This window comes from Dendronalium phyllosphericum CENA369, assembly GCF_016056275.1.
GTDB classification, from domain to species: Bacteria; Cyanobacteriota; Cyanobacteriia; order Cyanobacteriales; family Nostocaceae; genus Dendronalium; species Dendronalium phyllosphericum.
In genome coordinates this window covers 25419-36717 of the sequence record NZ_JAECZA010000020.1, presented here as the reverse complement: position 1 = coordinate 36717, position 11299 = coordinate 25419, and the positions used below count along the sequence as shown (strand labels likewise).

The following is an 11299-nucleotide window of genomic DNA, read 5'->3' as shown; positions in this document are numbered from 1 at the left end:
GAAACCCGTCCAACGGAGTGCCTCCGGTTCCCGTCGAGTTGAAACTTCTGTTAGCGAAGCGTTAGCGACGCAGGAGCGTCACCCAAAGGGGCAAAGCCCAAGACCGCACTTCTCTTTGCACGCAACTTCTCGCGCTCGTGCTGAGTGAGGAGTGCTGAGTAAGAAGTTCTCCTCCTGCTCCCTGCATATCTGCCTCCTGCTTGCAAACTTCAACCTCCAAACTCATGACCCCTAACTTCTAAAATAGGAGAGATGTTTACTCAACAAAGCAGGATTTAAAACTGTGATTAACTCATTTGCGCCTAACTTAACATCAACTGTAGAACTCAAACCTCGTTACACTATTCCTATAGTGTTGGTGTTTGCTGCTATTCCACTACTGATCGTCCAACCTTGGATAGGAGCAGCAATCTCATTATTTGGGTTGTTTCTTTTGTTTCAAACTGTAACGTTGCGTTTGCAATTCACCGCCACAGACTTAGATATTTACAGAGGCGAAAAATTAATTCGGCGCTTTCCCTACCAGGAATGGCAAAACTGGCGTATCTTCTGGAATAGAGTTCCTATTCTGTTTTACTTCAAAGAAATCAAAAGTATTCATTTTTTGCCGATTTTGTTTGACCCAGACACCCTGAAAACTTGTCTAGAACAACGTTGCCCGCGCATTTAGTACCCAAGTGCTAAGTAACTCTATTTGATACTCAGCATCAGCACTTAGCACATACTAGGCAATTCAGTTGTATATTTCTCAAAGCTATTTATTTGCGTTATAGGAATTGCACTATTATTTATGAATACCGAGGAATCTCAAACCCCAAAAATGAATGATGAGTGGTTGGAGCAAGTACAACAACACAACCCTACAGTTAAAAATCCAGACAACTCATCTGTAGAGTCAGTCCAGAAAACAGAAGCGCAAATTTCATCAACTGAAACACAAATAGATGATGCAAATTCCCAGTCGCCCATCTCTCAAACAGAAGTAGCATCAGGCAATGAGCTAAGAGAACAACCAGATGTCGAGTTGGCTGTACAGTTACAACCAGAGACTACTGCACTGGGTTCAGAAATAGAATCAGACGAGAATTCACTTTACGCACAAGCAGCAAATCGAGTAGCAGAGTTGCATCGAGTTGAAGCAGCTCTCAAAGAAGAAATAGCCAACCTGCAAAATTCCTATAAAACTCTTCAGGCACAATTGAGTGAAACTCAAACTTCGCTAGGTAGACTCGTACAAGAGTCATTGGTGCAGTTAGAACAACGCAAACAAACCCTACAAATTTCTGTAGAACAGTTAGAACGCCGTCAAGAACGCATTCGCAACGAAATGCGAACTACTTTTGCAGGAACATCCCAAGACTTAGCAATTCGAGTCCAGGGTTTTAAAGACTATCTCACGGGTAGCTTACAAGATTTGGCGGCAGCAGCAGAGCAATTGCAATTGGTTCCTCCTGTTGCAATAGAACGAGAAAAACCAGTTGTCAAACCGACCAAACAGGCTGAACCCGAACCAGGAATACCACAATTTGCCCCACAGCAGTTTCAAGACACAACAAAGCAAATTCGCCGCTTAATCGACCAATACCGCAACCAACCAGATTATTATGGCCCTGTGTGGCAACTACGTCGTACCTTTGAACCAGTCCACGCCGAACGCGTTTCTAACTGGTTTTTTGGCCAAGGCGGACGTGGTGCTTTGCGGACGATGGGTAGCCGCTTACAGAATATTCTTATTGCTTCAGCAGTAATTTCGATATTACACAAGTTGTATGGCGATCGCGTCCGTACGCTGGTCTTAGCTAATACGCCAGAGCGTTTAGGTGAATGGCGGCGTGGTTTGCAAGATTGTCTGGGAATTGGTCGTCCAGATTTTGGGCCAGATAGAGGTGTAGTATTATTTGAAGCACCAGAGGCATTGGCACAAAAAGCAGAGCGATTAGTAAAAGCGAATCAACTACCTTTGATTCTCATTGACGATTCTGAAGAACAAATCAGTCTGGCATTACTGCAATTTCCCTTGTGGTTAGCTTTTGCTCCCGATCCGAAAACAATGAGAAATTATGAGAATGATTTTTGATTAGTCAATGGTCATTAGTCAGTAGTCAGTAGAAACACAAACAACTGACTACTGACAACTAACAACTAACAAATTGAAAATTATTTATGGCTATTTGGTTAACTTTGTGTGGGGCAATATTACTTGTAGCCTATCTACTGGGTTCTTTTCCCACTGGCTACATTGCTGTCAAGCAGTTAAAAGGTATTGATATTCGAGAGATTGGTTCAGGCTCAACTGGAGCAACCAATGTTTTAAGAACTTTGGGGAAAGGGCCGGGAGCTTTCGTTTTAGTACTTGATTGCTTGAAGGGAGTATTAGCGATCGCCCTACCTTACTGGTTATTTAATTTTGCTTCTAGTCAAAATTTAATCCCCCCAACGGTAGATATCAAACTGTGGCAATCATGGATAGTGACTTTAGTCGGTCTAGCCGCTATTTTAGGACACAGTAAATCAATTTTTTTAGGTTTTACTGGTGGGAAATCTGTTGCTACTAGCTTAGGGATTTTGTTAGCGATGAGTTGGCAGGTAGGTTTAGCAACAGTGGGCGTGTTTGCTGTTGTTGTTGCCATATCACGCATTGTATCTTTAAGTTCTATTGCAGGGGCGATCGCAGTTTCCATTTTCATGGTTATTTTCCATCTACCCTTACCTTATGTGTTGTTTGGTGTTGTTGGTGGTTTGTATGTGATTTTGCGCCACCGCACTAATATTGAACGGCTACTTGCTGGTACTGAACCAAAAATTGGACAAAAGTTACCAATAGAACCAGAACAAACTGCATAATATCCGAAATGCCTACATATAGAACTGTAGTTCGCTACTAGAGTTCAATGAAAAATTATGTTGGCAAATAGACTACAAAAAACTTTCTTCGCCGCAGCTACAGCGTTATCAATTTTACCTGGGTTGGCACAGGTTGCCCAAGCTGAATCTAACTCAGATGTGTATGGAGCGATCGCCTATTCTCGCTCAACTAAAGTTTACACCTCTGCAACTGCTTCATCGCGCCAAGAAGCCGAGCGTAGTGCTCTTTATAATTGCCAAAGACAATCTCGCGCTAAAGATTGTTCAGTACCATTATGGTTTAAAAATGCTTGGGGAGCCTTAGCAGTCGGTTCCAATGGAGCTTATGGTACAGGCTGGGGATATGATACCAATCATCCTACAAGAGGTAGAGCGATCGCAGGACGTTATGCTCTACAAACCTGCAAAAATTATGGCGGTGTAAGTTGTCGAGTAATTTTCGCTAGAGAAGCTAGATACCAAACGATTGACAACGGAACAGTATTAGTTCCCGCCAACAACTAAAGCGTATCTGTGTGGCTTTCTCATAGTTAAAGCAACCATAGATAAAAACTGATTCTAGAATAATTTTTGGCGCTGCCAGAAGGCGATGTCAACGACGAGTTTGTGGATAGCTATATATTTAAAACTTATATCCCAACGTTAATAAGACTTTACCCTCTAAATTTGTCATTATTTCTAGACTCAGTTTTCCCAATTTTCCCTGCAATCTTGCCCGATCTATCACTCCTAATTGATAACATAAAGCTACTGAATCGCGCTCTATTACTCGTTCGATGGCAGTAATTAAGAAACATGTTGGCAAAGATGCACGACGCAAATTAGTAGTTAATAGAATAGTAATGACAGTTGTCGAAAATTGAGAAAAAACTTCGTTTTGAAAAATAATTATAGGTCGAGTTTCTCCTTGTTCATAACCTTTGGTTGGGTTTAAATTTGCCAGCCAAATCTCTCCTCTTTCAAGTGTCATTTCAAGTCTTCTTGCCTTAAGAATTCTGCGTATTCATCTAATCCTTCTTCAGCTAGTTTGCGGTCTTCTTCAGCAAATTCACTGTAGAGAGAAGCTATCTGATTTTTATCTATTTGCCAATTTACTGTTTGATTGCGGAATTTTAGGAAAGCAATAAAATCGCTAACTTGCTTGAGTTGTTCTTCATTCATATTTTCGATTTCTTGTCTCAGCAAATCTTTTAATTCCATCATTAGATTGACTCTCATTGCAATCTTTAAGTTTTGAGAAGTTACACTTAATAAGTCTAGATGCTAGAGTATACACAACTTCAATATTTCTTCCAGCACCTAGAGCATCGTAAAAACCAACACTAAATTCAATCGCAGCGCGATCGCTTTAGCTTGAATTTTAGAATAGCAGGCATTGAGTAAGTTATTTTTTGAGATTAAATAAGAGTGACTTGCAATTACCTCCTTGCTGCTTTAATCAAAATTTAGGTGCAACTAACGTAAACACTGTAATCTCAGGACGAGCAAATAATCGTAAATGCAATCCTGTCATACCCAAGCCGCGGTTAGTGTACAAAAGCATATTTCCTACTTGATATTTTCCCCAGTAATATTGTTCGCCCCAAGGCGGTAAAACTAGCGGTTTAAAAAAAGGTAAACGCACTTGTCCGCCATGAGAATGTCCCGATAACTGCAAGTCAAACCGTTCTGTTGCAGCACTGGTATTAGCAAAGTCTGGTTCGTGTACTAATAAAATAGCTTCTCCTTCACTAGGTAACTGCTGGATTACTAAATCCAAACGAGCTTTACCCATCCCCACATCATCTACCCCAGCAATATGCAACATTGCATTGCCTCGTTGTAGCGTGTAAACATCATTACTCAGAAGGGATACACCGCTTTGTGCCAGTACTTGTATAATCGCCTTGGTATTGTTCTCGTAGTCGTGATTGCCTAAAACAGCCACAGTTTTATCTTTGGGTGTAAGTTGAGCTAAAGGAACCCCAACAGAAGCAATTAATTTCGACGAATGACGAGTTATCAAGTCACCTGTAATTGCCACTAAGTCTGGTTTTTGGCGGTTGACTAAGCGGACAATACGCCTCAAACGCTGTGGAGTCATCCATCTATCCCGATGAATATCGCTGATTTGAACGATGCGATAGCCATTAAATTCCGATGAAAGATGCGGAAGAGTCAGTTGTAAAGAATTAACCTCAATCCAATTCGGTTCGATTAACTTGGCGTATAGTAAAGTACAACAGCCTAACAGAAAGCACCATCCTAAAAATCGCCATGCTGACTTACTGGCTTTTATAAGCCACTTACGATTTCTCAAGGCACAATCTCCTTACGTGACTGCCAGATTTTCCGTTATGCTATTTCTTTAACTTTGACGGACAATCATCTTTGGGGTTGAGAAATTAAATAAAGAATTAAAGTAGCTAAAATAGAGAGACGTGATATACTACGTCTCTTACTTCACCCTGGTTTTATGGGACTGCCAATTGTTGCAATTATCGGACGGCCTAATGTAGGCAAATCCACCCTGGTTAATCGCCTCGCCGGGGAACAAACGGCGATTGTCCACGATGAACCGGGTGTAACGCGCGATCGCACTTATATGCCAGCTTTTTGGAGCGATCGCGAGTTTTTAGTAGTAGATACTGGTGGTTTAGTATTTAACGATGATACTGAATTCTTACCACTGATTCGCCAACAAGCATTAGCAGCGCTTGCAGAAGCCAGTGCCGCTATCTTTGTAGTAGACGGTCAAACAGGCCCATCATCGGCTGATGAAGAAATTGCTGAATGGTTGCGTCAACAACCAGTACCCGTCTTACTAGCTGTGAATAAATGCGAATCTCCCGAACAAGGCTTAATTCAAGCTGCTGAATTTTGGGAATTAGGATTGGGCGAACCTTTCCCCGTCTCTGCAATTCATGGTAACGGTACGGGAGAATTACTCGACGAGTTAATGAATCACATTCCCAGCGTTGCAGAAGTACCGGAAACCAATGAAATTAAGGTTGCAATTGTTGGTCGTCCAAATGTCGGGAAATCAAGTTTACTAAATGCTTTTGTTGGCGAACAAAGAGTTATCGTCAGCCCAATTTCTGGCACAACCCGTGATGCCATTGATACCGTCGTGGAACGGGATGGACAAACCTATCGCTTAATTGATACCGCTGGAATTCGCAAAAAGAAAAACGTAGACTACGGCCCAGAATTCTTTAGCATTAATCGTGCTTTCAAAGCGATTCGCCGCGCCGATGTGGTTTTATTAGTACTAGATGCCCTTGATGGAGTCACCGAGCAAGACCAAAAATTAGCAGGGCGAATTATAGAAGAAGGTCGAGCTTGCATTATTGTTGTCAACAAGTGGGATGCAGTTGAAAAAGATTCCTACACCATTTACGACTACGAAAAAAGTCTGCAAGAACGGCTACATTTTACCGAATGGGCGGATACCATTTTTGTCAGTGCCTTAACAGGACAACGAGTAGAAAAGATTTTAGAGTTGGTAAATCGAGCTGCTGAAGCACACAAACGTCGTGTCAGCACTTCAGTAATTAACGAAGTCCTAGAAGATGCCGTTAGTTGGCATTCACCGCCAACCTCACGCAGCGGTCGTCAGGGCAAGATATATTATGGTACGCAAGTTAGTACGCAACCACCTACCATTGCCCTGTTTGTCAACGATGCCAAACGCTTTAACGACAACTATCGTCGCTATATTGAAAGACAATTTCGGCAACAATTAGGGTTTAAAGGCACGCCAATTCGGATATTTTGGCGCAGCAAAAAAGTCCGAGATGTGGAAAGTGGTAGCGCCAACCGAGCAACTAGAGTGTAATAGTAGTCAGTGGTCAGTGGTTAGTAGTTAAGGACAACTGACAACTGACAACTGACAACTGACAACTGACAAAACATGGATTTACTGCGATCGCTACCACTAGGACTATATTTAGAACAACCGCAAACTTGGCTACATAAAATCGATCCGCGAGTCAAAATTGCCTGGTTAATGAGTTTTTTGACAAGTTATAGTTTTGCGACAAATGAATGGCGCGTATTGCTAGTAGTACTGTTAATTGTTTTTACCTTAGTTGCCAGAATTCCCCGACGAGTGTGGCAACAGCAGATGGGCTGGTTGTTGACGCTAACTTTTTTAGTCTTGATTATTGGCGCTGTCAGTCCTGATGGATTGGGTGTAGATTATCAGCCACGTCTACCAGCTAACGAACAAGTCTTAAATCAGCCAGCCAATACAAATAATTCTCAAGTTGTCCAAAAAGAAGCAAATACCAAGAAAGACTATAGCTACATTCTATTTCACAAAGGGCCAGTTAAAGTCACTCGCCGTTCTTTGGATTTAGCAGTGCGTCTGAGTACAATTTTGTTTACTGTAATTTACAGTACCAACTTGTATCTACTCACAACCGCACCAGAAGAAATTACCTCTGCGATTGAAAGCTTAATGCAGCCCCTGCGACGACTAAAGATACCTGTAACAGAAATTACTCTGACTTTAACTTTGTCCTTGCGCTTTATTCCCCTAGTTTTAGAAGAAGTGCAAAACTTAGTTCGTTCTGTGATGACAAGGGCGATTAATTGGAAAAAGTTAGGATTGAAAGGAGCTGTCAAGGTTTGGATGATAATAGCAGAGCGACTGTTGGAAAATCTGTTATTACGGGCAGAACAAATGGCTAGTGCCATGATGGTTCGCGGTTTTACCAGTCCCAACGAACACCAAGTTAAGTGGCATGAATTACGGTTAAAATCCTGGGATTGGCTAGCGATCGCAACTCTAACCATATTTTGGGGAGTGCGGGTAGTACTAGGAAACCAATCTTGATTAAAAAATGGGGATAACACAGCAGGGGGAGCAGGGGGAGACAAGGGAGACAATAAATAATAATTACTCCTGCCTTCTGCCTTCTGCCTCCTGCCTTCTGACTAATGACAACTGACAACTGACTAAACTCAGCTATTTTGCTCCGCAAACCGATAATTATGGCAACATGGAAAGAAGTTAGAGCAAGCAGAAGTATGAGAGTCGGCTTTTGGCCTGGAAAATTTCTAAGAGTATATGCTGTTGCCACTGAAAGTCTTAGACAAAAGAATAAAGGCTTTTCAACGTCACAAATGGCAACTGAGTATAAATTACCAGAGATAAGTTGCGATATCTTACAACAAGCTTCGACTCTAGCCTACCTTTTGGAAGCCTCTGACAGTAAAGTTTCTGCTTCGCACCATGCGTCTACTTTCTGCAATTTTGGTTGCCTAGCTAGCCTTTAAAACAGGTAATACTGCTTGGCAATAAAAAGCCTTTTCTAAAAGAAAAAGCTTGGCAACATGCGAATTATCGCTTCTTTTACGCGTTCTCTTTCCCACTATTAGCTTCATCTGCCCATTGGGAATTATTAGATCGAGGTTTTTATAGCCGCTACTGGGCGGCAAAAATTATCGATTGCACAATTTTCCAAAAATATTCCCCCGAAAGGGAGTTATTATCGTCTGAATGCGTGCATTTAACTGCGAAAAAAGATATATACTCCTACCTTGACTTTTCAATGAATCCAGAAAACTCAGAGACTTACATAAATCATCCAACTTGGGGTTTACTTTATCGGATCTGTATGGTGGACGAGAACCAGGATCTATTCACTACTCTTTATGCCCAACGTTTGTTTTTTTTGGTTGTAAATGATGTCAAAGGTATTAAATTTCAGCCTATAGGACGTACAGAAGCTAGAATGTTGTTGGAAAATCGCTTGCGTACCCTGCGTCGCAGTGGTCAATCTCAGGAGTACGATCAGCTTCAGAGTGTTTTCCAACGCACCTTCCAATGACCAGTTCGATTAGCGAACGTATTGCTAAAATTCGCGCCTCCCTCCCGCCTTCAGTGCGATTGATTGCTGTCAGCAAGCAAGTCCCAGCTGAAGTCATTCGTTCTGCCTATGCCGCCGGAATTCGTGATTTCGGCGAAAATCGTATCCAAGAAGCTGCCAGCAAACAAGCCGAGTTGCACGACTTATCGGATATCACCTGGCACTTCATTGGGCATTTGCAAAGTAATAAAGCCAAAAAGGCTCTTGAACTATTTGACTGGATTCATTCTGTAGATAATCTGAAGCTGGCACAACGTTTAAATCAATTAGCACAAGAGTTAGGAGTCCATCCCCAGGTTTGCCTACAAGTGAAAATTCTCCCAGACCCTAACAAGTCAGGTTGGAGTGTGTCAGAACTACTAAGCGATCTACCCGCACTAGATCGGTGTAAAACTTTACAAATTCAAGGTTTAATGACAATTCCACCTTTAAAATTAACAGATACTGAAGTATTAACTGTGTTTAATAACACAGCTAAATTGGCTCAAGAAATACAGTCACAAAGTTGGCATCACATCAAAATGCACCAGTTGTCAATGGGGATGTCAGGCGACTATCAACTGGCAGTACAAGCTGGGGCAACGATGGTAAGATTAGGGACTATCTTGTTTGGCGATCGCACTTAGCGTACAAGTTTTTTGATGTCGGTTTAAGTATTCATCAAAATCATCTTGGATACAGAGGAGTTCGTGTAAGTACTAGTGCTATAAAACACATACTAAACTAATATTAAAAAAGTGAATACTAAGTAAAAAAGCACGAATTAGTCTTTTTTTCAGACAATCATTAGTATATAATCTTGACTCATTATTGTATCTAAGTTAATGTACAGGCGTTCCCCAAAACGTCAGTTCATTATTCATAGCTGTAATAGAGGCTACAAACAAGGATAGAATTACTAAATTGTCTGCCCTCTGTAGCGAACGAAGTTGGTTACATCAACTAATAGCGACATCAATAAAGGTAATTTGTACTAGGAGCGTAAACAATGAACAATATATTTTCCAAACTTCGAGACTTTGTAGGTCTAAACGAACAAGTGGAATATGAATACTATGAGGAAGAACCAGATACAGATAACTACCAAAATCTGTATCAACAAGAAAATACCCAACCAGCACCAACAGAAGCTACTGCTCCCAATCGACGTTGGCGCGAAAGCGCGACTACAATGAGTGAAGATGTAGCAGTTGGTACAAAGTCTACAATGGGGAATGTAATCGGTATGCCAGGAGCAATTAACGGGATTTCAGAAGTATTAGTATTAGAACCGCGTACATTTGAAGAAATGCCTCAAGCAATTCAAGCATTGCGCGAGCGCAAGTCAGTAGTATTAAACTTGACCATCATGGACCCGGATCAAGCACAACGCGCGGTAGATTTTGTGGCAGGTGGAACATACGCACTAGATGGACATCAAGAGCGCATCGGAGAAAGCATCTTTTTGTTTACGCCCAGTTGCGTCCAAGTTAGCACCCAAGGTGGAGTTATTCATGAAGTACCACAACCACCAGCACGTCCTTCACGTCCCGCCGCAACTACTCCAACTCAAAACTGGGGTAATGAAGCGAATCGCATGGCACAATAAGGTTAAATTAGTCATTAGTCCATAGTCAAGAGCAGCCAATGTGTTAGGCGGCTTTGCCCGACTTGTAGCAATTGGCATTTCAAAGTCCACAGTCTTTGACTATAGGCTATTGACTATTGACTAGTGATTATTAACTCATGACTATTAGATTTGGCTTGATTGGTTGTGGGGTAATGGGAGAAGCATTATTATCCCGCTTACTCGCGCGTGGAGTTTATCAACCTTCAGAGGTTATAGTCAGCGAACCTTTATTAGCACGCCAGGGTTTTTTACAGCAAGAATATGATGTGACTGTAACCGCAGATAATAGTTCGGTTTTTGCTCTTGCAAGTGAAGTAGTATTTTTAGCAGTAAAACCGCAGGTATTTAGTGCGATCGCCCAAGAACTAGCAGGTATTCTAGAGGCAGCGTACTCACCTTTAGTAATTTCTATTTTAGCGGGAGTGTCATTAAGTCAGCTAGAGGGAGCATTCCCGCAATTACCGATTGTTAGAGCAATGCCTAATACCCCGGCAACCGTAGGGGCAGGAATTACCGCCATGTGTTTAGGTGCATACACTAATACTAAACACCAACAAATAGCACAGCAAATATTTTCGGCGGTGGGGGAAGTTGTAGAAGTTTCAGAAATTCTGATGGATGCGGTAACCGGATTATCTGGTAGTGGTCCCGCTTATGTAGCCTTGATGGTAGAATCACTCGCGGATGGGGGAGTAGCAGCAGGTTTACCAAGAGTGATTGCCAATCAACTAGCCCTACAAACTGTACTGGGAACAGCAAAATTGTTAGAAGAAAGCAAAATTCATCCCGCAGAACTCAAAGACCGCGTCACGAGTCCTGGCGGTACGACAATTGCGGGTATTGCCCAGTTAGAACGATCGGGATTTCGTTCCGCTTTAATAGAAGCAGTGAGAGTAGCTGCACAGCGTTCTCTAGAACTGGGAAAATAAGGTAGTGGGGACTAGGGATTGAGGACAAGGAAGATAAGGCA

14 protein-coding genes are annotated in these 11299 nt (G+C 42.0%); 11 read left to right on the top strand and 3 right to left on the bottom strand.

Features of this window, described 5'->3' with window-relative positions; translation table 11 throughout:
- The first annotated feature begins 283 nt into the window (after positions 1 to 283).
- The 4 genes from I8752_RS07640 (at position 284) to I8752_RS07625 (ending at position 3369) form a co-directional block, all read left to right on the top strand.
- A complete protein-coding gene (locus I8752_RS07640) occupies positions 284 to 670 on the top strand; it encodes a DUF3119 family protein (RefSeq protein WP_214431714.1) in 387 nt (128 codons plus the stop codon).
- A 120-nt stretch (positions 671 to 790) separates the two neighbouring features.
- Positions 791 to 2077 carry a DUF3086 domain-containing protein gene (locus tag I8752_RS07635; protein ID WP_214431713.1) on the top strand — a complete coding sequence of 429 codons (1287 nt, stop codon included), beginning with the start codon at positions 791 to 793 and terminating at the stop codon, positions 2075 to 2077.
- Positions 2078 to 2163: 86 nt separating this feature from the next.
- Positions 2164 to 2844 (top strand): glycerol-3-phosphate 1-O-acyltransferase PlsY, encoded by a 681-nt coding sequence (gene plsY, locus I8752_RS07630; RefSeq protein WP_214431712.1) that lies wholly within the window; start codon positions 2164 to 2166, stop codon positions 2842 to 2844.
- A 57-nt stretch (positions 2845 to 2901) separates the two neighbouring features.
- Entirely contained in the window at positions 2902 to 3369 is a 468-nt protein-coding gene (locus I8752_RS07625) for a DUF4189 domain-containing protein (protein ID WP_214431711.1), read from the top strand.
- 118 nt (positions 3370 to 3487) lie between these two features.
- Here the strand turns inward: I8752_RS07625 and I8752_RS07620 are convergent, their stop codons facing one another.
- The 3 genes from I8752_RS07620 to I8752_RS07610 all read right to left on the bottom strand — a co-directional run bounded on the left by I8752_RS07620 (position 3488) and on the right by I8752_RS07610 (position 5164).
- Positions 3488 to 3835 (bottom strand): type II toxin-antitoxin system PemK/MazF family toxin, encoded by a 348-nt coding sequence (locus I8752_RS07620; protein ID WP_214431710.1) that lies wholly within the window; start codon positions 3833 to 3835, stop codon positions 3488 to 3490.
- Positions 3832 to 4068 carry a hypothetical protein gene (locus tag I8752_RS07615; protein WP_225895504.1) on the bottom strand — a complete coding sequence of 79 codons (237 nt, stop codon included), beginning with the start codon at positions 4066 to 4068 and terminating at the stop codon, positions 3832 to 3834. Before I8752_RS07615 ends, I8752_RS07620 begins: the two co-directional genes overlap by 4 nt.
- A 235-nt stretch (positions 4069 to 4303) precedes the next feature.
- Positions 4304 to 5164, bottom strand: a complete 861-nt coding sequence (locus I8752_RS07610; RefSeq protein WP_214431708.1) for a metallophosphoesterase — start codon at positions 5162 to 5164, stop codon at positions 4304 to 4306.
- Positions 5165 to 5320: 156 nt separating this feature from the next.
- Here I8752_RS07610 and der point away from each other — a divergent pair, with 156 nt between their 5' ends.
- The 7 genes from der (at position 5321) to proC (ending at position 11258) form a co-directional block, all read left to right on the top strand.
- On the top strand, positions 5321 to 6682 hold the full coding sequence (der, locus tag I8752_RS07605) for a ribosome biogenesis GTPase Der (RefSeq protein ID WP_214431707.1): 1362 nt from the start codon (positions 5321 to 5323) through the stop codon (positions 6680 to 6682).
- 75 nt (positions 6683 to 6757) lie between these two features.
- A complete protein-coding gene (locus tag I8752_RS07600) occupies positions 6758 to 7684 on the top strand; it encodes an energy-coupling factor transporter transmembrane component T family protein (RefSeq protein ID WP_214431706.1) in 927 nt (308 codons plus the stop codon).
- 158 nt (positions 7685 to 7842) lie between these two features.
- Positions 7843 to 8127 carry a hypothetical protein gene (locus I8752_RS07595; protein ID WP_214431705.1) on the top strand — a complete coding sequence of 95 codons (285 nt, stop codon included), beginning with the start codon at positions 7843 to 7845 and terminating at the stop codon, positions 8125 to 8127.
- A 275-nt stretch (positions 8128 to 8402) separates the two neighbouring features.
- Positions 8403 to 8681 (top strand): transcriptional coactivator PipX, encoded by a 279-nt coding sequence (gene pipX, locus I8752_RS07590; RefSeq protein ID WP_214431704.1) that lies wholly within the window; start codon positions 8403 to 8405, stop codon positions 8679 to 8681.
- Positions 8678 to 9346, top strand: a complete 669-nt coding sequence (locus tag I8752_RS07585; RefSeq protein WP_214431703.1) for a YggS family pyridoxal phosphate-dependent enzyme — start codon at positions 8678 to 8680, stop codon at positions 9344 to 9346. Before pipX ends, I8752_RS07585 begins: the two co-directional genes overlap by 4 nt.
- Before the next feature lie 362 nt (positions 9347 to 9708).
- Positions 9709 to 10308, top strand: coding sequence for a cell division protein SepF (locus I8752_RS07580; RefSeq protein ID WP_214431702.1), 600 nt, complete (start codon positions 9709 to 9711; stop codon positions 10306 to 10308).
- Positions 10309 to 10445: 137 nt separating this feature from the next.
- Positions 10446 to 11258: a pyrroline-5-carboxylate reductase gene (proC, locus tag I8752_RS07575; RefSeq protein WP_214431701.1), complete on the top strand. Its 813-nt coding sequence runs from the start codon at positions 10446 to 10448 to the stop codon at positions 11256 to 11258.
- Positions 11259 to 11299 lie beyond the last annotated feature (41 nt).

Coding starts and splice junctions, on each gene's coding strand:
- I8752_RS07635 (WP_214431713.1), top strand. CDS start 791: ATGAATACCGAGGAATCTCAAACCCCAAAAATGAATGATGAGTGGTTG.
- plsY (WP_214431712.1), top strand. CDS start 2,164: ATGGCTATTTGGTTAACTTTGTGTGGGGCAATATTACTTGTAGCCTAT.
- I8752_RS07625 (WP_214431711.1), top strand. CDS start 2,902: ATGTTGGCAAATAGACTACAAAAAACTTTCTTCGCCGCAGCTACAGCG.
- I8752_RS07620 (WP_214431710.1), bottom strand. CDS start 3,835: ATGACACTTGAAAGAGGAGAGATTTGGCTGGCAAATTTAAACCCAACC.
- I8752_RS07615 (WP_225895504.1), bottom strand. CDS start 4,068: ATGATGGAATTAAAAGATTTGCTGAGACAAGAAATCGAAAATATGAAT.
- der (WP_214431707.1), top strand. CDS start 5,321: ATGGGACTGCCAATTGTTGCAATTATCGGACGGCCTAATGTAGGCAAA.
- I8752_RS07600 (WP_214431706.1), top strand. CDS start 6,758: ATGGATTTACTGCGATCGCTACCACTAGGACTATATTTAGAACAACCG.
- I8752_RS07595 (WP_214431705.1), top strand. CDS start 7,843: ATGGCAACATGGAAAGAAGTTAGAGCAAGCAGAAGTATGAGAGTCGGC.
- pipX (WP_214431704.1), top strand. CDS start 8,403: ATGAATCCAGAAAACTCAGAGACTTACATAAATCATCCAACTTGGGGT.
- I8752_RS07585 (WP_214431703.1), top strand. CDS start 8,678: ATGACCAGTTCGATTAGCGAACGTATTGCTAAAATTCGCGCCTCCCTC.
- I8752_RS07580 (WP_214431702.1), top strand. CDS start 9,709: ATGAACAATATATTTTCCAAACTTCGAGACTTTGTAGGTCTAAACGAA.
- proC (WP_214431701.1), top strand. CDS start 10,446: ATGACTATTAGATTTGGCTTGATTGGTTGTGGGGTAATGGGAGAAGCA.